Genomic DNA, 21,994 nt, shown 5'->3' with positions numbered 1-21,994 from the left:
ATCTGTATCGTTTGGCCTACTTGCGAACAACCAGGTCGAGCAGCTCATCCCGATCCTTGATCTTCTGCAACACGATCTCCGACCGAATATCCATCACCCCCGCCGTGCGGTTCAGGTGGTTCACAATAAAGTCCGAAAAGTGCTTGAGGTTGCGTGCCTGCACCCGCAGCACATAATTGCTCGCCCCCGTAATTACATACGCACTGGCCACCTCCGGCCACCCTTGCACCTTCTTGATAAACGTCTCGTGCCAATCCTCCACATCCTGGCGCAACGACAGGTGGACGATGGCCTCCAGCTCAATCCCCAACTGCTCGGCGTTCAACACCGCCCGATAACCGCTGATGATTCCTTCGCTCTCCAGCAGGCGCAAACGCCGCAGGCAAGCCGAGGGCGACAGAGCGACTTTCTCCGCCAGTTCCTGGTTACTGATACGGCCATCCTGTTGCAGGAAATGCAGAAGGCGCAGGTCGGTGGCGTCGAGAATCATGGTTAGAATAAATCCGCGTGTTTGGGGGTTAAATTCGAATTTCCTACAGCTTAATTAGCCTGTTGCCCACCACTTTGCACGAAAATTCTCTAAAGCTTCGTTCATTATTTGGCTCATTGTTACTACAAGAACAGGACTGACCATGACCACCCGCACCCATTGCCTGACCCTCGATGCCCAGGATCCGCTGGCGCCACTGCGCGACCAATTCGCCTTGCCTGCCGGGGTGATCTACCTCGACGGCAACTCTCTGGGCGCGCGCCCGGTGGCAGCGCTGGAGCGGGCGCAAGCGGTGATCGCCGAGGAGTGGGGCAATGGCCTGATTCGCAGCTGGAACAGCGCCGGCTGGGCCGACCTGTCCCAGCGCCTGGGCAATCGCCTGGCACCGCTGATCGGCGCCCGCGACGGCGAAGTGGTGATTACCGATACCACCTCCATCAACCTGTTCAAGGTGCTCAGCGCCGCGCTGACCGTGCAACGCGAACGGGCGCCAAGCCGCAAGGTGATCGTCAGCGAAGCGAGCAACTTCCCCACCGATCTGTACATCGCTGAAGGCCTGACAGAACTGCTGCAACAGGGCTACTCCCTGCGCCTGGTCAACAGCCCGGACGAACTGCCCCAAGCCATCGACCAGGACGCGGCCGTGGTGATGCTCACCCACGTCAACTACAAGACCGGCTACATGTACGACATGCCGGCCCAGACCGCGTTGAGCCATGAGTGCGGCGCGCTGACGATCTGGGACCTGGCGCATTCGGCGGGCGCGGTGCCGATCGACCTGCATCAGGCCGGTGCCGATTATGCGATTGGTTGCACCTACAAATACCTCAACGGCGGGCCCGGCTCCCAGGCGTTTGTGTGGGTCAACCCGGCGTTGGTGGATGTGGTCACGCAGCCGCTGTCGGGCTGGTTCGGGCATACCCGCCAGTTCGCCATGGAGTCGCGTTATGCGCCAAGCCAGGGCATCGCCCGGTACCTGTGTGGCACCCAGCCGATTACCTCGCTGGCGATGGTGGAATGTGGCCTGGATATTTTTGCCCAGACCGACATGGCCAGCCTGCGCACTAAATCCCTGGCGCTGACCGACCTGTTTATCGAGCTGGTGGAATCCCGTTGCGCCGCCCACGAGCTGACCCTGATCACCCCGCGTGAACACGCCCGACGGGGCAGCCACGTCAGCTTCGAACACCCGGAAGGCTATGCGGTTATCCAGGCCTTGATCGCTCGCGGCGTGATTGGTGATTATCGCGAGCCGATGATCATGCGTTTCGGGTTTACCCCGCTGTACACCAGCTTTGCTGAGGTCTGGGATGCGGTGGAAATCCTGGGTGAGATTCTCGACCAGAAAACCTGGGACGAGCCGCAATTCAAAGTGCGCCACAGCGTCACCTGAGTAAACGCAGAGCAAAAATGTGGGAGCGGGCTTGCTCGCGAATGCGGTCTATCAGTCCCTGATGTATTGACTGCCACAGCGCTTTCGCGAGCAAGCCCGCTCCCACAGGGAACAGTGTTTCAACCAGAAAGCAGTGCAATCACAATAATAAAGGGGCACGCCACGTGACCACGCCAGACCAAGGCTTTGCCGCAATAACCAATCGCGAACTGGGCCTCAGGCGCCAGCTCACTTCCGGCCAGATGAGCATGATCGCCATCGGTGGCGCCATCGGCACCGGGCTGTTCATGGGCAGCGCCTACGCCATCGGCTATGCCGGGCCCAGCGTGCTGGTGAGCTATGCCATCGGCGCACTGATCACCTTGTTGCTGATGGGCTGCCTGGCAGAGATGACCGTGGCGCATTCCACCTCGGGCTCCTTCGGCGCGTATGCCGAATTTTATGTCAGCCCGCTGGCCGGTTTCCTGGTGCGCTATGCGTACTGGGCGGCGATTGTGCTGGCGGTGGGCGCCGAGGTCACGGCGGTGGCGATGTACATGAAGTACTGGTTCGCCAACGTGCCGGAATGGGTGTGGATCGTGTCGTTTTCCAGCGTGTTGATCGTGCTCAACGCCATCAGCGTCAAGACCTTCGGCAACTTCGAATACTGGTTCTCCACGATCAAGATCAGCGCCATCGTCGGCTTCATCATCCTCGCGGTGTATGTGGTGTTCGGCTCCGGCAATCCGGATTACGGTGTGCAGAACTACACCGCCCACGGCGGCTTTTTCCCGAATGGCTTGAGCGGCATGTGGATCGCGGTGATCGTCTCGATCTTCAGCTACCTGAGCGTGGAGATGATCGCGGTGGCTGCCGGTGAAGCGGCCGACCCGGAGCAGGCGGTGAAGAAAGCCTTCCGCGCGACCATCGTGCGGCTGGTGGTGTTCTACCTGCTGACCCTGGCGCTGATGCTCGCCATCGTGCCGTGGAACCAGGCTGGGCATGCCCAGAGCCCGTTCGTCACGGTGATGCAGACCATCGGCATTCCCGGCGCCACGGGCGTGATGAACTTTGTGATCCTGATCGCGGCCTTGTCGGCGATGAACAGCCAGCTCTACATCACCACCCGCATGATGTTCAGCCTGTCTCGCGCCGGCTTCGCGCCCAAGTCCATGGGTGCCTTGAGCAAGAGCGGCATCCCGTTGAACGCCTTGCTGCTGTCCAGCTCGGGCATCGCCCTGGCGACCCTGCTGAACGTGGTGTACCCGGAAAGCTCGTTCACCTTGATGATGGCGATCTCGATGTTTGGCGCGATCTTCACCTGGTTCATGATTTTCCTGACCCACTTGTTTTTCCGCCGCTACCGCAAGCGTCACGGCGGGCCGAAGCTGTCGTTCCAGCTGGCACTGTTTCCCTACAGCACGCTGCTGGGCCTGGTGCTGATGGGCGCGGTGATGATCACCACGTTCTTCACCGACGCGTTCAAGATGACGCTGGTGTTCGGGGTGCCGTTCCTGCTGATTCTGTCGCTGGTGTACTACGTGTTCTTCCGCAAGGGTCGCCAAAACCCTGTAGGCGCGAGCTTGCTCGCGAAAAACCCGAGAGCGCCGGGTTAAATCAGAAAGCCCGCGTTATCGTTGACGTTCTTCGCGAGCAAGCTCGCTCCTACAGGGGGAAAGGGCGTTTAGCAGTTGGGCGGCGTAACCGGGCAATTGGTCGAACCCGCGCGCGCATAACAGCAGTTTGCGACAGGCCCAATCCTCGGTCAGGGGTTGGGCCTGGAAGCGCCGCTCCAACGGCCAGCGTTCCAGCGCGGCCAACGGCACGATCCCCAGCCCGGCGCCCCGGGCGACCATGCGAATCAATCCATCAAAGCCGTCCGCGCGGATGCGGGTCTGCAAGCGAAAGCCTGCGTGCAACGCCTGTTCTTCCAGGTATACCGCCAGCGCGCTGTCGGCAGCCAGGCCTACGTAGTCGTGCTGCAAGCTGTCGATAAAACTCACGGTGCGGTCTGCCAGCGGGTGATCGAGGGGCATGATCAGCACCAGCGGGTCGTCGCGAAAGGGCAGGGTCTGCAAGCCGTGGGTGTCCACCGCATCGGAAATGATCCCCAGGTCTGCCGCACCCTGGCGCAAGGCGTGGGTGATGCGCAGGCTCGGCAGTTCCTGCAGGTCGATATCCAGGTTGGGGTGTTCCCGCAGAAAGTCCGCCAGCAATTCCGGCAGGTATTCGCTCAGGGCCGTGGTGTTGCACAGCAGGCGCACCTGGCCTTTGACGCCGTTGGCGTACTCCGCGAGGTCTTGCTGCAGGTGCTCGGCCTGCTGCAACAGCAGGCGGGCGTGGCGGGCCAGGGCTTTGCCTGCTGCTGTTGGCGTTACGCCACGGCGGCCGCGTTCCAGGAACGCGATGCCCAGCGAGGCCTCCATCGCCCGAATCCGCGCACTGGCGGCGGCCAGGGACAAATGGCTGCGGCTGGCGCCGGCGGTGATGTTGCCGGTGTCGAGGATGTGCAGGTACAGGCGCAGGTCGATCAGGTCAAAGTGCATGGGCTGGGGATCTCGGTGTCTGGACGGGCCTCTTCGCGAGCAAGCCCGCTCCCACATTTAGATCTGTGAACCCATTTCAAAATGTGGGAGCGGGCTTGCTCGCGAAGAGGCCATCTGCCTCACGCGAAACAAGAGGCTGCCTCAGTATATGGCGAATTTTCAGTCATCACCCAAACCTGCAAAATCCGACCCATGAATACCTTACTCGCGTTCTACCAAAATCTCGGCCCGGCCCTGACATTGCTGGTGATAGGCACCTTCCTGCTGGCCGGTACGGTCAAGGGTGTGATCGGCCTGGGCTTGCCCACCGTCGCCATGGGGATGCTCGGCCTGGCTATGTTGCCGGCGCAGGCTGCGGCCTTGCTGATCATCCCGTCCACCGTCACCAACCTCTGGCAACTGGCGTTCGGCGGTCATCTGAGCGCCTTGATCAAACGCCTGTGGCCGATGCTCCTGCTGATTTTTCTCGGTACCGGGCTGGGCTCGTTGTGGCTGGGCATGGACGGCGGGCACTGGGTGGTGCGGGCGTTGGGCGGGGCGTTGCTGGTGTATGCCTTGAGCGGGTTGTTGTTGCCAACCTTCAAGGTCAGCCCGGCCACCGAGCGCTGGCTGGGGCCATTGTGCGGCGTGCTGACCGGGGTCATCACCTCGGCCACCGGAGTATTCGTGATCCCGGCGGTGCCGTATCTGCAAGCGTTGGGCTTGAATCGCGATCAACTGGTGCAAGCGCTGGGGCTATCGTTCACCGTGTCGACCCTGGCGCTGGCGGCCGGGTTGTTCTGGCGCGGCAGCCTGGGCGGTGGGGAATTGAACGCCTCGTTGCTGGCATTGGTGCCGGCGCTGCTCGGCATGTGGCTGGGCCAGGCCCTGCGCCAGCGCATCAGCGCGGTGCTGTTCAAGCGGGTGTTTTTTATCGGGATGGCCGCGCTGGGTGGGCATCTGCTGATCAGTGGTTAAGAATCTGCTGTTGATTTGTGTATTTTGGTCAAATGCGTTTTGGCCGTCCGGTACGTATTCCAAAGCACAGGCCCCGTTATCCTGAGTCTGTAATGCGGCTAGTATCCGTGTAGCCGCTATAAAGAGGATTCACGTTGAAAGCCCGATCCGATGAGCTACAGATCTTCGTCTGCGTAATTGAATGCGGGTCGATTTCCGCCGCCGCCGAACAGGTTGGGCAGACGCCGTCGGCAGTCAGCCGCACCTTGTCGCGCCTGGAAGCCAAGCTCGACACCACCCTGATCAACCGCACCACACGGCGCATGGACCTGACCGAAGAGGGCAAGTATTTCTTCGAGCGGGCCAAGGTGATCCTCGAGCAAATGGACGACCTGGAAGAGCGCCTGTCGTCGCGCCAGCAAACCCCCTCGGGGCGCCTGCGGATCAACGCGGCATCGCCGTTCATGCTGCATGCGATCGTGCCGTACATCGCCGAGTTTCGTGGCCTGTACCCGGACATCCAGCTGGAGCTGAACAGCAACGACCTGATCATCGACCTGTTGGAGCAGAGCACCGACATCGCCATCCGCATTGGCGCCCTCGCAGACTCGACCCTGCACGCCCGCTCACTGGGATGCAGCCCGCTGCATATCCTCGCCAGCCCGGCTTACCTTGAACAACACGGCACGCCCACCACCGTAGCCGAACTGGCCGGACACAGCTTGCTCGGGTTCACCCACACCGAAACCCTCAACCACTGGCCGCTGCGCCATGTGCACGGCGATCGCTGGCAGATCCAGCCGGGCGTCGCCGCGTCCAGCGGTGAAACCTTGCGCCAGCTGGCGCTGGAAGGGCAGGGCATCACCTGTCTGTCGGACTTCATGACCGCCCAGGACATCAAGAGCGGGCGCCTGATACCGGTGCTGGCGGAGTTCAACAGCGGCTATCGCCAGCCGATCAACGCCGTGTACTACCGCAACTCGCAATTGGCCTTGCGCATCCAGTGCTTCCTGGACTTTATCCAGGGCAAGCTGGCCAGCTACGCCAGCTGATTCGTGACCCCTGCGCAAGAGTGAATTGGGCAATACGGACTTATTCGGAATGGATAGGTCCGCAATACTGACGCCATCAATTACTCACGCAGGGAGACACCTCCATGAACGTATTCATTACCGGCGCTGCCGGTTTTATCGGCGGCTCCATCGCCACTGGCCTGGTCAAGGCCGGCCATAAAGTGACCGGTCTTGTACGCAGCGCCGAACAAGCCGAAGAAATGACTGCACTGGGCATCATGCCGGTGATCGGCACGTTGGATGACAGCGCACTGTTGACCGAGCAGGCGAAGAACGCTGACGCCGTTATCAACGCCGCCAGCAGTGACCATCGCGGCGCCGTGGAAACCTTGCTGGCCGCGTTGCGCGGTTCCAACAAAACCTTCCTGCACACCAGCGGTTCGAGCATCGTCGGCGATGCGTCGGGCGGTAAGTCCAGCGATGTCATCTACTTTGAAGACAACTTGCCGGAGCCGACCGTCGACAAGGCCGCTCGCGTGGCTATCGACAATTTGATCCTTGCTGCCGCCAAAGACGGCGTGAACTCGGCGGTGATCTGCAACACCCTGATCTACGGCCACAGCCTGGGCGTTAAGCGCGACAGCGTGCAGTTGCCACGGTTGCTCAAGCAGGCGCGTAAAAGTGGCGTTGTGCACCATGTGGGCACCGGCCAGAACATCTGGTCCAACGTGCACATCGAAGACGTGGTCGCGCTGTACCTGCTGGCGCTGGAAAAGAATGTGCCGGGCACGTTCTACTTTGTGGAAAGTGGCGAAGCGGCGTTTGTCGACATGACCACCGCGATTGCCGAAGCGTTGAAGCTGGGCAAGCCACAGGATTGGCCGTTGGCCGATGCCGAGGCCGAGTGGGGCTATGAAATGGCCAACTATGGCTTGGGCTCCAATAGCCGGGTGCGTGGCAAGCACGCGCGGGAATTGCTGGGTTGGGCGCCGAAGCGCACTTCTGTAGTCGAGTGGATTCGCAACGAGATGGTGTGATGTTCGCTTGAAACCGAGGCGAGCCCTTCGCGAGCAAGCCCGCTCCCACATTTGACCGAATTCCAAAGTTGGAACTCGGTTAAGTGTGGGAGCGGGCTTGCTCGCGAAAGGGGCGACTCGGTCCAACGGTCTTATCCAATACTAGCCCCACTTCACTCATTTCCGTACCATCCCCCGCCTTATCCCTCGCAACTCCCCGGTACTTCAATGAACCTCACCCGTCTGCGCGCCGACGCCCTGGCCGGACTCACCACGTCTTTTGCCTTGCTCCCCGAGTGCATCGCCTTCGCCCTGGTGGCTCACCTCAACCCGCTGATGGGCCTCTATGGCGCGTTCATCATCTGCACCCTCACCGCGCTGTTCGGCGGCCGGCCCGGCATGGTCTCCGGTGCCGCCGGTTCGATGGCGGTGGTGATCGTTGCACTGGTGGTGCAGCACGGCGTGCAGTACCTGCTGGCCACGGTGTTGCTGGGCGGCTTGATCATGGTCGCCTTCGGCCTGTTGCGCCTGGGCAAGCTGGTGCGCATGGTGCCGCACTCGGTGATGCTCGGGTTCGTCAACGGCCTGGCAATCATCATCGCCCTGGCGCAGTTGGAGCATTTCAAGAGCGGTGACACCTGGCTCAGCGGCACGCCGTTGTACGTGATGACCGGGCTGGTCGCGGCAACCATGGCCATTGTCTACCTGCTGCCGCGCCTGACCCGCGCGGTGCCGCCAGCCCTGGTGGCGATCCTCGGCGTGGGCCTTGCGGTATACCTGCTCGGCTTGCCGACCCGCACCCTGGGCGATATGGCTCACATCGCCGGCGGCCTTCCGACCTTCGCGTTGCCGCAGATTCCCTGGACCCTCGAAACCCTGCACATCATCGCGCCTTACGCGATCCTGATGGCCATGGTCGGCCTGCTGGAAACCCTGCTGACCCTCAACCTAACCGACGAAATCACCGAAACCCGTGGCTACCCCGACCGCGAAAGCGTGGCCTTGGGCGCGGCGAATATGGTCTCTGGCCTGTTCGGTGGCATGGGTGGCTGCGCGATGATCGGGCAAACCGTGATCAACCTCAGCTCCGGCGGGCGCGGGCGGTTTTCCGGTGTGTTCGCCGGGGTGATGATCCTGTTGTTCATTCTGTTTCTGTCACCGCTGATCGAGCGCATTCCGCTGGCGGCGCTGGTAGGCGTGATGTTCGTGGTGTCCCAGCAGACGTTTGCCTGGGCTTCGTTGCGGGTGATCAACAAGGTGCCACTGAACGACGTGCTGGTGATCATGGCGGTGACGGTGATTACCGTGTTCACCGACCTGGCGACCGCAGTGCTGTGCGGGATTGTGATTGCGGCGCTGAACTTCGCCTGGCAGCAAGCGCGCGAGCTATACGCGGACGAGCATATGGAAGCGGACGGCAGCAAGCTCTATCGGCTGCATGGCACGCTGTTCTTCGCCTCGACCACGCCGTTCCTGAACCGGTTCGACCCGGCCAACGATCCGGCCCAGGTGACGCTGGATTGTCGTCATTTGAGCTTTGTCGACTATTCGGCAATTGCCGCGTTGATGACCCTTCGGGAGCGCTACACCAAGGCCGGCAAACATCTGCGGGTGCTGCACCTGTCTGAGCGCTGCCGCAAACTGCTCAAGCGTGCGCGGGTGCAGCACGACTGACAGTTGTGATCGTTCCCACGCTCTGCGTGGGAACGCCGCCCTGGACGCTCCGCGTCCGCTCTTAAAGTCGTGACGCGGAGCGTCACAGGATGCATTCCCACGCAGAGCGTGGGAACGATCACGGTCCGACCAGGTTTTCCAGTTCCTGGGCGCGGGTCTGGGTCATGTCCAGCACGCAGCCGGAGCCGTTGACCTGATCAATGGTGCCGCCGGTTGCTGAGCCGATGAAGCCGCAGTTGGCATCGCGAAACTTGAGCCACTGGCGTTGCACGTCTTGCAGCTGCTGCTTGCGGTTGCCTTCCATCGCGGTCATGGCGGCTTTGTAGGCGGTGTTCAGGCGTGCGTCCTGCACCTTGGTTTCCTTGGCGTTGCAATCGACCATGTCGGCGGTGGTGTTGGCGCCGTCCATGCATTTTTTCAGCGCCGGATTCTCGTCGGCTGAAGCCGTGCCGCAAAAGGCCAGCAGCAGTGCTCCGGCAGCGAAAGGAACAAGCAGGTGGTTACGATTCATTCTGGGTTTTCCTGGTCATGAGTCGGTGTGCAGTTTAAGACTCGGCCTGCGCAGTTGAGTTTCCAGCCCTGGCGATCTTCATGTAAGAACGCCCCCCGAATTTTCATCCACTGACCCAGGGCATATCCCTGTGCGACAGGGCTTGTCTGTGGGCGAAAATTACTTTCATAAAAATTGAAAATCCACCTCGGTAATGATTTATGAGTTTCACAACCTATTCGACGTGACCCTTTCCGAGGAGTACCGCATGGCCGCATCACCGGGGTATTGGCTGCTGATCTACGCCGCCATCGCCATCATTGCATTGATCGTATTGATCGCGCGTTACCGGCTCAACCCGTTTATCGTCATCACCCTGGTGTCTATTGGCCTGGCGCTGTTGGCCGGGATGCCGGCGGATACGATCATGGGTTCCTACGAGGCCGGCGTCGGCAAGACGCTGGGGCATATTGCGCTGGTGGTCGCGCTGGGCACGATGCTCGGCAAGATGATGGCCGAGTCCGGCGGCGCCGAGCAGGTGGCGCGCACGTTGATCAACCGGTTCGGCGAGCGTAATGCGCACTGGGCGATGGTGTGTATCGCGTTCCTGGTGGGGCTGCCGCTGTTCTTCGAGGTCGGTTTTGTGTTGCTGGTGCCGATCGCCTTTACCGTGGCGCGGCGAGTGGGCGTGTCGATCCTGATGGTCGGTCTGCCAATGGTGGCCGGCTTGTCGGTGGTGCATGCGCTGGTGCCGCCGCATCCGGCGGCGATGATGGCGGTGCTGGCGTATAACGCGTCGGTTGGGCAAACGGTTTTGTATGCGATTCTGGTGGGTATCCCAACGGCGATCATTGCCGGCCCGCTGTACGCCAAATTCATCGTGCCACGGATTCACCTGCCGGCGGAAAACCCGCTGGAGCGCCAGTTCATCGACCGCGAGCCGCGCACCCGTTTGCCGAGTTTCGCCCTGACCATGGGCACCATCCTGTTGCCGGTGGTGCTGATGATGATCGGCGGCTGGGCCAACCTGATTTCCACACCGGGCACCGCCTTCAACCAGTTCCTGTTGTTCATCGGTAACTCGGTAATTGCGCTGCTGGTGGCGACCCTGGTGAGCTTCTGGACGCTGGGCCTGGCCCAGGGTTTCAACCGCGAATCGATCCTCAAATTCACCAACGAATGCCTGGCACCCACCGCCAGCATCACCTTGCTGGTGGGCGCGGGCGGTGGTTTGAACCGGATTCTGGTAGACGCTGGCGTCACCAATGAAATCCTCGGCCTGGCCCATGCCTTCAACCTGTCGCCATTGGTGATGGGCTGGCTGTTCGCTGCGTTGATGCGCATCGCTACCGGCTCGGCCACGGTGGCCATGACCACCGCCTCGGGCGTGGTAGCGCCGGTCGCCATGGGGCTGGGTTATCCACACCCTGAGTTGCTGGTGCTGGCCACCGGTGCGGGCTCGGTAATCTTTTCCCACGTGAACGACGGCGGCTTCTGGCTGATCAAGGAATACTTCAATATGACGGTGATCCAGACCTTCAAGACCTGGACCGTGCTGGAGACCCTGATTTCGGTGGTTGCCTTCGGTCTGACGTATGGTCTGTCCTGCATCCTGTAACCGGAGACCTCATGGACATCCTCTACCAGATCCGCGCCCGTCTGGATTCCTTCAGCGCCGGCGAAGGGCGTATCGCCAAGTTGATGCTTGATGACGTCGGTTTCGCAGCGTCCGCCAGCCTGGAAGCGTTGTCCCAACGGGCCGAGGTCAGTACCGCCACCTTGTCGCGTTTTGCCCGCAGCGTCGGGTGTCGTGACTTGCGTGACCTGCGCCTGCAACTGGCCCAGGCCAGCGGCGTCGGCAGTAGGTTTCTCGACCCGGCGGGTTTGCCTGAGCAGTCGGCCTTTCACCGGCAGATTCTCAGCGATATCGAATCGACGTTGCGCCGGCATTTGTCCGGTTTCAACCAGCGCAGTTTTGTCGACGCCGTGAGCCTGCTGGGCAAAGCGCGGATGATCCACACGTTCGGCATGGGCGGGCCGTCGAGCCTGTGCAGCGACGAGTTGCAAGTGCGCCTGGTGCGGCTGGGCTACTCGATCGCCGCCTGCCACGACCCGGTGATGATGCGTGTGACCGCCGCCACCTTGGGCCCGGAACACGCGCTGATTGTTTGCTCGCTGACCGGCATCACCCCGGAGGTATTGGGCGTGGTGGCGCTGGCGCGTAATTACGGCGCCAAAATCATCGCTATCACCCTGCCGGATTCCCCGCTGGCGCAGTTGGCCGATGTGCTGCTGCCGCTGCAACCGGCGGAAACCAGTTTTATCTACAAGCCAACGGCGGCGCGCTACGGAATGCTGTTGGCCATCGACGTACTCGCCACCGAGCTGGCCTTGGCCATGCCGGACGACAACCAGGAACGCCTGCGACGGATCAAGCTGGCCCTGGACGATTATCGCGGCGGCCCCGACAGCCTGCCGCTTGGAGATTGAAATGAAGTACCACACGTTGATCCGCCAGGCGCTGATCATTGATGGCAGCAATACCCCCGGCTATGTCGCCGATGTGGCCGTGCACGAGGGCCGTATCGAGAAGATTGGCGACTTGTCCCGAGACAGCGCCGAGCATGAAATCGACGCCACCGGGCGCGTATTGGCGCCGGGGTTTATCGACGTGCACACCCACGACGACACGGTAGTGATCCGTCACCCGCAGATGCTGCCAAAGCTGAGCCAGGGCGTGACCACGGTGATCGTCGGCAACTGCGGCATCAGCGCTTCGCCGGTCAGCCTGCGGGCCGATCCGCCGGACCCGATGAACCTGCTGGGCAAGCGCGAGGCCTTCGCCTATCCGCGGTTTGCCGATTACCGCGCGGCGGTGGAAAGTGCCCATCCGGCGGTCAACGTGGCGGCGCTGATCGGCCACACGGCGCTGCGCAGCAACCATATGGACGAGCTGCACCGCACCGCCACTCCCGATGAAATCGCCGCGATGCGCGTGCAGTTGCAGGAGAGTCTTGCGGACGGTGCCCTTGGGTTATCCACTGGGCTTGCCTACGCCAGCGCCTTCAACGCCGAGACCGATGAAGTGCTGCAACTGAGTGAAGAACTCACGGCGTTCGGCGCGGTGTACACCACCCATTTGCGCAGCGAGTTCGAACCGGTGCTGGAGGCCATGGACGAGGCGTTTCAGATTGGCCGGCATGCCAAGGCGCCGGTGATTATTTCTCACCTCAAGTGCGCGGGCGCCGGTAACTGGGGACGCAGTCCGCAGTTATTGGCTTCGCTGGAGCACGCGGCGAAGACTCATCCGGTGGGTTGCGATTGCTATCCCTATGCGGCCAGTTCATCGACCCTGGATCTGAAGCAGGTTACCGACGCGTTTCGCATCACCATCACCTGGTCCACGCCGCATCCGGAAATGGGCGGGCGGGATTTGCAGGACATCGCCGCCGAGTGGGCGGTGCCGCTGATGGACGCCGCCCGCCGCCTGCAACCCGCCGGGGCGGTGTATTACGGGATGGATGAGACCGACGTGCAGCGCATCCTGGCGCATCCACTGTCGATGATCGGTTCGGATGGTTTGCCGGAAGACCCGTTCCCTCATCCGCGTTTGTGGGGCGCGTTTCCACGGGTGCTCGGGCATTTCAGTCGAGACCTTGGCTTGTTCCCGCTGCACACCGCCGTGCACAAGATGACCGGTTTGTCGGCGGCGCGCTTTGGCCTGGCCGAGCGCGGTGAGATCCGTGAAGGGCATTGGGCGGACCTGGTGCTGTTTGACCCGTTGCGGGTGCGGGATGTGGCGGACTTCAAGGAGCCGCAGCGCGCGGCGGAAGGGATTGACGGAGTGTGGGTCAATGGCGTGCTGAGCTACAGCGACGGGCAGGCCAACGGACAGCGGCCCGGACGGTTCCTGGCGCGAAACGGGGATTTGCGTAAGGGGTTTGCGGCCGTATAGTGGCCGCTCTCAAACACGGAGCAATCGCCATGCACTTAGGAAAAGTCACCCCCATTTTGCGCAGTTTCGACGAGGCCAGGACACTGGAGTTCTACGTCGACTTCCTGGGGTTCAAGGTCGATTGGCAGCACCGGTTTGAAGACAACTTTCCGCTGTACCTGCAGGTGTCGCTGGGGGAATGCGTGCTGCACCTGTCCGAGCACCATGGCGACTGCACGCCGGGTGCGGCGGTGCGGATTCAGGCCCAAGGGCTGGAAGCGTACCAGCAACAGTTGCTGGCCAAGAATTACCGCAATGCCAAGCCGGGGATTGAAGACACGCCATGGGGCAGTCGCGAGATGAGCATCAGCGACCCGTCGGGGAACCGGTTGGTGTTTGTTGAAGAAGTAGCGGTTTAAACCCGTTCTAATGTGGCGAGGGAGCTTGCTCCCGTTGGGCTGCGCAGCAGCCCCAAAACCAGGCGCCGGGTTTACCTGAACGGTCTCGGTTGTTTGGGCTGGAGCCGCTTCGCGGCCCAACGGGAGCAAGCTCCCTCGCCACAGTTTGAGGGTGCTTGCGTTGAAGGTGTGTTTACACCCGGAAATGGCTGACCATCTGCTGCAACTGCCCGCCCAAACGTGCCAGTTCCACACTCGACTTGGCCGTCTCATCGCTGGCTGCCGCCGTCTGCTCCGACACGTCCCGCACGTTCACGATACTGCGGCTGATCTCTTCCGCCACGGCGCTCTGCTGTTCGGCGGCGGCAGCAATCTGCTGGTTCATCGACTGGATGTTCGACACCGTACGGGTGATGTTTTCCAGTGATACACCGGCCTTGCGCGTCAGTTCGACGCTGCTGTCGGTGAGGCTGCGGCTGTTGTTCATCACGGCAGCCACTTGCTGGGTGCCGTTCTGCAAACCGGCCACCAGGCCTTCGATTTCTTCGGTGGATTTCTGGGTGCGCTGGGCCAGGCCACGGACTTCGTCGGCGACCACGGCAAAACCCCGACCGGCTTCACCGGCACGAGCCGCTTCGATGGCGGCGTTGAGTGCCAGCAGGTTGGTCTGTTCGGCCACGGCCTTGATCACGTCCATCACGCTGCCGATCTTGTTGCTCTCTTGTTGCAGGTGAGTCATGGCGTCGGTGGAGCGCGCCACTTCGGCTGCCAAACGTTCGATCTGGGCGATGGCTTCGGCCACCACCTTGTCACCGGCGCGGGCTTCGCCGTCGGCGGCCGAGGCAGCCTGAGAGGCTTGTTCGGCGTTACGGGCGACTTCCTGCACGGTGGCGGTCATTTCGTGCATGGCGGTGGCTACTTGATCGGTCTCGATCTTCTGGCTGTTGACCCCGGCGCTGGTCTGTTCGGTCACGGCCGACAGCTCTTCGGCGGCAGCGGCGATCTGGGTCACGCCGTCGCGGATGCCGCTGATCAATTCACGCAGGGTGGTGCCCATGCGCTGGATGCCTTGTTGCAACACGCCGAGTTCGTCGCGGCGGGTCACCTGGATGTTGTGGCTAAGGTCGCCGGAAGCGATGCGCTCCACCACGGCGAGGGTCTCGCGCAATGGGCGGGTGATCTGGCGGGTGATGATCACGGCAGCCACGATACCCACCAGCAATGCCAGCAATGTGCTGATCAGTTGCAGGCTGCGGGCCTGGGCGCTTTCGGCGTCGCGGCGTTGCAGTTGGATGTCGTACAGCTTGTCGCTGATGGTGACGATGTCGGTGCCCTGGGTAGTCATTTCTGCCCGGGCCGAGACGATGTTGGCGTTGGCTGCCTTGTAGTTCTGGACGGCGCTGCGATAGGCGCCGAGGGCGGTTTCCAGTGAGCTCAGGGCGGTCTGTTGGCTGGCGCCGAACACCGCATGCAGGCCTTTCAAACCATCGATGGCTTTCTCGATCTGCGCGGCGGCACGGGCTTCAGTCTCGGCGTTGACGTTGCCGGTGTAGCCGCGCACTTCGTAGCGGGCCAACTGGAACTGTTCCTTGGCGGTGTTCACGGCCTCGAACTGAGCGAAGCGTTCGGTGCTCTCAGGCATCTGGCGCACGCTGGAGTCCAGGGCACTGATCTGCGCGTTGGCGATGTCAGCCTTGTCACCCATGACCTGGCGCGCGGCGTTACCGTTGCGGTAGGCCTCGCGCATTTTGTTCAAGGACTGCTGGTAGGCGGTGATGATCGCTTTTTGCTCATTGAGCAGCTTGAGGTTGTCCGGGCTCTTGAAGCTGTCCAGCAGCTTCTGTTGCTGGGCGACAAAACCGTCGAGGTTGGTCTGCACGTTTTGCGCCACGGCTTCGTCGCCGTTGGCCAACATGTATTGCAGGCGCACGATTCGCAGTTTGGTCAGCGAAGCGTTGAGCTGGGTGATGTCGCTCATCCAGTTGCTGCGGTCGATCAGGCCGCCCAGGCTGGTCCAGCCGGTGAGCGCGAGGATCGAGGTGAGTACCAGTACCAGGCCGAAGCCCAGGCCCAGTTTCATGTTGACGCTGATGTTGCCGAACCAACTATTCATCGCATTCCTCCAGGAACAGATTTGCGGGTACATCCGGTTGCTGGAAGTAGCGACCAGCCGATGGGTAGTCAGGAGGTATCGGCAGCCCTGGCGAGAGCTGAAACGGTTTTTTCGTGAGGGGAAGATTTATGGACCGTGAGCGACGAGCGGTCGCGCCGCCCTCATGCAGAGGGCGGTACGAGGGTCATTGGACTTGGCGCATTTTTTTGATGGTTGTGATGATGTCGATCAACGCTTCCCTGCTGATGAAGCGGCGGTCATCCAGGTTCCAGCGATTGACGAAGTGACCCCTGGCGTCCTGCTGCAACGCAGTGTGGACCAGGACGCCGTCGCGGTTTTTATGAACCATCTCCAACCCGTCGTCCAGCGTGCGCTGAAGCAGGTAATCGCCTTTGCGCCGAAGGCGTTGTTCGAGGCTGAGCGTTAACGCGGGCACGACAGGTTGCGGCAATGGCGCACCGGCGACTTCGACGTTTTTCTTGAAGTCGTAGCGCACCAATGGCCATTGCTGCTCGCGTGTCATGGCCAGCACTGCTGCGGGTTCGCGCAAAAAACCTGTGGCCGAGCCTGGAGGCACGTCGTCCAGTAGTACGCTGATACCCTTGTTGAGGTCGGCAATGCCCGGTACGCCACGATGAGTGTTGAGATGCGTCTCACCGACCAGTGCAACCCACTTGTGTGGCCCGTGTTGAAGCTGGTCGGCGCGTATCACCTGGGTCGCGAAGTAGTTGAACATTGATGTTCTGGAGGCGGTCATGCCGTCCACCCGCAAACTGGCGACACAATCGAGTGCACGGATCCGAACGTTATGTTTCATCGCCACCTGTACCAGGCTGACAAAGCTATAGGGGTTGTCGGCCGGTACGCCGTGGCCTTTGTCCAATGCGTTGAGGTAGCTCCATAGCTCATCTGGCATAAAGCCCAGGCTGTGGACGATATCCAGATCGGCCTGATGCAACTCGGTGGTGAGTTGCTCCATGTACAGGGTTTTTACCTCGCGCTGGCCTTTCAGGTATTCCATGTGCCGGCTAAGGAAGCCTTTACTTGACGTACTGGAGTGCGCTTCGCCGACCACCAGGCCATCGGCAATGTCCAGCAGTTGGTCGATAAACCTCGCCTCATCCAGAGCGGCTTCGACCGGGGGGACTACCACCCGCGCAGGCGGTGTGTGTTCGGTAAAAAACGCCTGGGCCTGGGCCCGAAGTTTTGTGCGGGTCTGGTCGAAAGTGGTTTGCGCTGCTCGACGGCTGCTGGCGGTCTCCCGGTAGGCAGTAGCGAAGAGCGCATCACGCGTGCCCATTGGCAGGGTGATTTCATCGCTGATCAGGCTCAGGTGTTCCTGTGGCAGGTCAAAGGTGCTGAAGTGGCGCGGCGCTTCGGCAGGAAGAGGGCGGGTTGGCCGTAACGAGTGCGAGCGTTCCACCCAGGGCCCTGGGCGCTGCGCGGGTGCGGCGACCCGGCCGGCGCTGCTCAAAGACAGCTTCAGATCAGCCTTGGCCAATACATCACCCGGAATGCCGCCCGCCACATCCGCAATGACTTGGGTAGGTTGCTCGAAGGCATCATCGACCCGCAGGGCAATGCTCTTTTGCAGGTCGGCCAGGCCCGGCGTACCGCGATAGGTGCTCATGCGTTTTTGATCAACCAATGCTATCCAGCGTTCGCCCGGTTTTTTGGTTTGGTCGTCGTTAATGATCGTGTGGGAGTAAAAGTTGGTCAGGCGGGTGGAGCGAATCGGGGCCGGGCGTGAATCAACCAGGCACAGGGTGTTTTCCAGGTCGTAGGAGCTAGAGGCATTCAACGACCGGACCTCAATCCCGTGCTGTTGCGCGGTTTTTACCAGCATCCAGTGGCCGTGCAACCCTTCGGGGTCGCGGTAATTTTCCTTGTCGATGGATTTGAGCTGGCCCTCGGCCCGTTTGGAGAAGCCACTGGAAAACCGTGAGTGGGTTTTCAGATGATGAATGTCGCGCCACAGCGGTTCGATATAGAGGACCGTCACGTCGAGTTCGCGCAGGTACTGCATGTTTTCGATCAGCACCTGTTTAGCTACGGTGGAAAACGGTGCCTCGCCCACCACCAGGTTGTGCGCGTCATCGATCAGCAGCTTGAGCAGGTCGCGCACCGCAATGTCTGGCGCGGGGTTCAAGGTTTCGGCCCGGGGAACCACGGCCGGCAAACGAGCAAAAAAAGCGTCGGCGTCATCCGTCAGCGCCTTGACGTTGTCCAGGTGTTGCCTGAGTGCCGGGTCGAGTTGCCGGCGCGAGATCCAGATGCTGTGGGTATTAAGGTCACGATCCAGGAAGGCGATCTGCAAGAACAGCGCCGACCTGTCTTCGGGGGCGATGACGGCCGCTACGTTCGTGCGATATTTTTCCGACAACTCGTAGGGCTGCCCGAGCCTTTCAGGGCCTGGCATGCCACCGATGACACCAGAGCGTTGCCACTGGCCATCCGCTGTCTGGCTCACCAGCTTGCCAGTGGAGCGCAGCTGCCCGCTGGTGGTGTCATAGCGAAACAGCAGGAATCGTCCCAGGCTGTCCGGGGTATGTGAGGCCCATAGGTTGTCGCCGCCCAACAGCACGGGCTGCATGCCCTGAGGTACCGGGGATTGCGGTTGCAGTTGCTTGATCAGGGTGATTGCCTGCTGCTCCTTGGGGGCACGAGCGATATGGCGCAGCGGCGGGCGGATGAGCCGGGTGGGCGCGAACAACAGTGGCCGCAGGTCGGTCAACAACGCCCCGCCGGCATTGAGCAGCGCTCCCAGGTAGTGGCCCAGTGCGACGGCAGTCTGGTTGCGGCTATAGGCATGCAGCGCGAGCATTGAATCCTTGAACACCAGCAAGCCGCCCAAGGCCAGGCTCAGGGCCGGGAAGGGAGCGGTGAGCACGGCAATGGTGATTTCGCCGATGACGCTGACCAGTTCCACGATCATCTGCAGGCGCCCGGACGTGGTGTTTTTGACTTTATCGATACGATGGCGCAGTGGCTTGTCGTAGCTGTGATAATGCAGGTCTTTGAGTGGCAGTGCGGTGCGGGGCACTTCGTCGAATACGGGCTTGGAGTAAACCCCCTTGAGCTGTGCTGGCAGGCCGGTCACCAATGCTTGCAACTTGGGTTCGAACGCCGCGCGTTCAACGCTGGCAACCCGGCTGATGTAGTAGGTATCCATGCCCTCAAGGTTTTTCAGGCGCTCGTTGAACTCCCGTTGCGGCCTGAAGGCGATACCGTCGGGCGCGTTGGGGGTGTAGAGCAAGGGCAGGTTGTTGGCGTGGTGGAACAGGTAGCAGCCATCGATCACTTGGCCGCTGATGTGGAGTGGGTAAAGGCGATACAGGTTGCGCACGGCATTGCTGTTGTCGGCCAGACTGTCGATGCTCTTTTCCAGCCAGACCAGGTCGGCCGATGCCAGGTAGCCTTGCAGGCAACACTCCAGCGCGGCGACTCGCATGTGCAATTGGGTGACTTCCAGGGCCATCCCACGGTGCCAGCCATAGCTGGCATGTTGCGGGTCCAGCAGGGTTTTCTCGACCTCGGCGACGTAACGATCGCCGACCCAGATGCCCCTTACCGAGTTGCTCACCGTTTGCGCGGTGAGTCGACTCAGGTCGACGCCGGGCGGTCCCTTGAACTGTGCGGTGGTGCTGGCGTCAGGGTTGATAAAACCCAGGCTGGCGTCATAACCATTGCGGTACAGCGTGGTGTAGCTGACGCGTTCGCGCGGGGTGATTACGCCCACCAGGTTTGGGTCTACCGCGGGGGTCGGATTACCCAGCAGTTGGTTGAGTGCGGTTTTTGCCGCCTTGTGCAAGTAACGGTCGAAGTCGGGAAACTGTTGCGGGCTACCCGGGCTTGCGCCGTAGGCCTGTGCAGCGCCCAGCGCCTGTTCCTTGAGGTCGGCGAGTTTCTGTCGGTCAGCCGCTGAAGCCTGGCTCAGCCAATTGGGCATCTGATGCAGGTATTCATCGGCCTGCATGGCCAGCGTCGTGGTGCTCATTTCCACCAGGCAGGCTTCATAGGTCGAAGGCGCTCCGAAACTGATCATCAAGTAATCGCGGTTGGCCGGGATAAAACCCAAAGCGGAAAGCATCGCGCTGTATTTGGGCCGGATCCGGCTTACCACTTGTTCAAGCAGGTAGTCTTTCATGCTGCGCGAGCCTGGAGCGGACGTCACCTCCTGGCTCCAGCCGAGGATATGCGCCTGCAATTCCCGCTCGCTGCCAAAGGCCTGGAACTGTTCGGCGCGCGGCGCGTGAGGCGTGCACAGCAGCAAGCGTTTTACAGCGCCCGTTGCATCGGTCTGGCGCAGGACCCAGAGGTCTTTGAGCGGTGCCTTGTGCAGGAACAGGCAGCAGGCGGTGAGTGTGAGTGAGGGGCCTTCACTCAGAGTCTGGAGCAGTACGTAGTCGTCAGCACTGATGTGGTTTTGCAACGATGCACAGTAGGCCAGCGCGTGCAGACGGCTGTCGAGCATTTGCTGCATGGCTTCCTGCACCGCGGGGAAACTATGGGCCCGCTTTTGTTCTTCGGCGAAGTTGAGGCTCGGTTGTACCCTGGCCAGCAGGTCGGCCAGGTAGGCAGGTGTTATGTCCTGGAACTCGGGCGGTAGTGACTGCTGGGCGTAGGTCAGTTGGGTGTGTTTGAGAAACGCGGAGTCGGCGTGTTCATCTCCACGGTGCAAGCCACGTACCGCCAGTTGCACCAGGTTGTTGTACTGACGGTACGAGTTGCCTGACTTCAGGGTGCGCTCAGTGCTGATTTGCAGCTGCTCGGGGATCAGGCCCTGGATATCCAGGTCTTCATCCAGGTGCTCAAGCAATTGCACACGCGCCATAGCCTCGGGCGAGGCCGCCGGGCCTAGCCGCGCAAGGACTTGCAGGCTGAGATGTTCATAGGTGCGCAAGTGCGCGGCGAGGGTGCTGCGCTGTGCCTCGCTGGCGCTGCGGTACCAGTCGGGGGCGGATTGGAGCAGCAGTTTTTCGAGCAACTGCTGCGCGCGCAACTCCAGGCGAGACGTCAGGTGCCACGGTGAATTGCGCAGCGCCCGGTCCAGTTCGAGAGCCATTTGGGCGACGTCTGTCGGCGCTGGATGACCGTCCAGGCCAAGGGAAAACGCGATGTCCTGGCGCTGTTTTTCCTGCAGGGCGCTGTAGGTGTGTTCGTTCAGCGGGACGCTGTCGACAGGGCTCAGCACCAGGGGCCAGATACTGGCGGTATGCAGATGCTGGTGGCGGCGCGGCAGGTGCTGCAACAGCTCCTGGCGCCAGGCCGCCTGGCCCATGCGCTCTCGCAACGTGCGGTCCAGATGCTTGAGCGAGGTGAAGGCTTCCAGGCCTCTGGAGGGGGTGAACAGCACCACATCGCCGTCTTCCGTCTCCAGGTGGGTGACCGCTGCCTGGCTGCGGGTGAGGACAAACGCCCCGGCGAACTCGATGGTTTGTTGACGGTAGCGAAAGGTCAGGCGATGGATCCCCGGACGAAGCTCGGGGCCGCTGACGATGTTCATCACCAACTGTTGGTCACCGGGGTTGAGCAGGCGATCGGCAACCTTCAATTTGACCTCGGCCTCCAGCATCTGCTGGTGGCTGTCGAGTATCCAGTTCTTGCGCAAATGGCCGTTGGGCCGCCGTTCGATTTCCAGGGAGGCCAACTTCTTGTGCAATGCCAGGCTGATGCGCGTGCGGTTCAACAGGCCCGGCTCGCCCTGGATCACCCAGTCGCGGGGCAGGGTGTAATGCACTTGTGCGTTCTGCAGGACCCAGCGGCTTTCCTCTGCCAGCGCTGCGTGCAGCACCTGCACCGCCAGCAACTCGGCAGAGGACTGCGCTGAGGGCGCTTGGCCATTGGGGAAAACCTGCAAACGATGACCGATTTGCAGCAGGTAGTTGTTCAGTTGTTCGGGGGCTAGCGATGTTGTTTCAGGGGGCTGGGCGGGCATGGCCGGTCCTCAGGGTTGATTGAGCCCTGAGGGTGCGCAGTCTTGCGGTGTGGATGGCGGTAGTTAGTTACTCG

At 61.5% G+C, this 21,994-nt stretch carries 14 protein-coding genes and 2 pseudogenes; 10 read left to right on the top strand and 6 right to left on the bottom strand.

What is annotated here, in order from left to right:
- Positions 1-16: 16 nt before the first annotated feature.
- Complete coding sequence (locus SNL23_RS13725; protein ID WP_318302478.1) at positions 17-490, bottom strand: Lrp/AsnC family transcriptional regulator; 474 nt, start codon at positions 488-490, stop codon at positions 17-19.
- Positions 491-632: 142 nt separating this feature from the next.
- On the opposite strand from SNL23_RS13725, the gene kynU reads away from it, so the two are divergent.
- Positions 633-1,883 (top strand): kynureninase, encoded by a 1,251-nt coding sequence (kynU, locus tag SNL23_RS13720; protein ID WP_318302477.1) that lies wholly within the window; start codon positions 633-635, stop codon positions 1,881-1,883.
- A 164-nt stretch (positions 1,884-2,047) separates the two neighbouring features.
- Positions 2,048-3,478: an amino acid permease gene (locus tag SNL23_RS13715; protein WP_318302476.1), complete on the top strand. Its 1,431-nt coding sequence runs from the start codon at positions 2,048-2,050 to the stop codon at positions 3,476-3,478.
- Positions 3,479-3,493: 15 nt separating this feature from the next.
- On the opposite strand, the gene SNL23_RS13710 is transcribed toward SNL23_RS13715, so the two are convergent.
- A complete protein-coding gene (locus SNL23_RS13710; protein ID WP_167665287.1) occupies positions 3,494-4,408 on the bottom strand; it encodes a LysR substrate-binding domain-containing protein in 915 nt (304 codons plus the stop codon).
- Between the two features lie 192 nt (positions 4,409-4,600).
- Between SNL23_RS13710 and SNL23_RS13705 the strand changes: the two genes are divergently transcribed.
- The 4 genes from SNL23_RS13705 (at position 4,601) to SNL23_RS13690 (ending at position 9,047) form a co-directional block, all read left to right on the top strand.
- The gene (locus SNL23_RS13705; protein ID WP_008436688.1) at positions 4,601-5,365 is read left to right on the top strand and encodes a sulfite exporter TauE/SafE family protein; all 765 of its coding nucleotides are present in this window, start codon (positions 4,601-4,603) and stop codon (positions 5,363-5,365) included.
- A gap of 134 nt (positions 5,366-5,499) precedes the next feature.
- Entirely contained in the window at positions 5,500-6,396 is an 897-nt protein-coding gene (locus SNL23_RS13700) for a LysR family transcriptional regulator (RefSeq protein WP_318302475.1), read from the top strand.
- Positions 6,397-6,500: 104 nt separating this feature from the next.
- On the top strand, positions 6,501-7,394 hold the full coding sequence (locus SNL23_RS13695; protein ID WP_318302474.1) for an NAD-dependent epimerase/dehydratase family protein: 894 nt from the start codon (positions 6,501-6,503) through the stop codon (positions 7,392-7,394).
- Positions 7,395-7,601: 207 nt separating this feature from the next.
- Positions 7,602-9,047: a SulP family inorganic anion transporter gene (locus SNL23_RS13690; protein ID WP_318302473.1), complete on the top strand. Its 1,446-nt coding sequence runs from the start codon at positions 7,602-7,604 to the stop codon at positions 9,045-9,047.
- A gap of 118 nt (positions 9,048-9,165) precedes the next feature.
- Here the strand turns inward: SNL23_RS13690 and SNL23_RS13685 are convergent, their stop codons facing one another.
- Positions 9,166-9,558, bottom strand: coding sequence for a lysozyme inhibitor LprI family protein (locus SNL23_RS13685; RefSeq protein WP_167665291.1), 393 nt, complete (start codon positions 9,556-9,558; stop codon positions 9,166-9,168).
- A 193-nt stretch (positions 9,559-9,751) separates the two neighbouring features.
- Here SNL23_RS13685 and SNL23_RS13680 point away from each other — a divergent pair, with 193 nt between their 5' ends.
- From SNL23_RS13680 to SNL23_RS13665, 4 genes are read left to right on the top strand one after another with little or no spacing between them, the layout of a single operon-like run.
- The gene (locus SNL23_RS13680) at positions 9,752-11,155 is read left to right on the top strand and encodes a GntT/GntP/DsdX family permease (RefSeq protein ID WP_318302472.1); all 1,404 of its coding nucleotides are present in this window, start codon (positions 9,752-9,754) and stop codon (positions 11,153-11,155) included.
- An 11-nt stretch (positions 11,156-11,166) separates the two neighbouring features.
- The gene (locus SNL23_RS13675) at positions 11,167-12,027 is read left to right on the top strand and encodes a MurR/RpiR family transcriptional regulator (protein WP_318302471.1); all 861 of its coding nucleotides are present in this window, start codon (positions 11,167-11,169) and stop codon (positions 12,025-12,027) included.
- A 1-nt stretch (position 12,028) separates the two neighbouring features.
- On the top strand, positions 12,029-13,492 hold the full coding sequence (locus SNL23_RS13670) for an N-acyl-D-amino-acid deacylase family protein (protein WP_318302470.1): 1,464 nt from the start codon (positions 12,029-12,031) through the stop codon (positions 13,490-13,492).
- A gap of 29 nt (positions 13,493-13,521) precedes the next feature.
- Positions 13,522-13,890, top strand: a complete 369-nt coding sequence (locus tag SNL23_RS13665; protein WP_010174227.1) for a glyoxalase superfamily protein — start codon at positions 13,522-13,524, stop codon at positions 13,888-13,890.
- Between the two features lie 172 nt (positions 13,891-14,062).
- Here SNL23_RS13665 and SNL23_RS31550 read toward each other — a convergent pair.
- The 3 genes and pseudogenes from SNL23_RS31550 to SNL23_RS13655 form a co-directional block, all read right to left on the bottom strand.
- Positions 14,063-14,659: pseudogene (locus SNL23_RS31550) on the bottom strand (methyl-accepting chemotaxis protein); the annotation flags it as partial.
- Between the two features lie 258 nt (positions 14,660-14,917).
- A pseudogene (locus tag SNL23_RS31545) lies at positions 14,918-15,949 on the bottom strand (methyl-accepting chemotaxis protein); the annotation flags it as partial.
- Between the two features lie 217 nt (positions 15,950-16,166).
- The gene (locus SNL23_RS13655) at positions 16,167-21,920 is read right to left on the bottom strand and encodes a membrane-targeted effector domain-containing toxin (RefSeq protein ID WP_318302468.1); all 5,754 of its coding nucleotides are present in this window, start codon (positions 21,918-21,920) and stop codon (positions 16,167-16,169) included.
- Positions 21,921-21,994: the final 74 nt, after the last annotated feature.

It is taken from the genome of Pseudomonas sp. SED1, assembly GCF_034044025.1.
Lineage (GTDB): Bacteria > Pseudomonadota > Gammaproteobacteria > Pseudomonadales > Pseudomonadaceae > Aquipseudomonas.
Note: the sequence above shows the minus strand (reverse complement) of the source record. Positions and strands in the feature narration are given on the sequence as shown.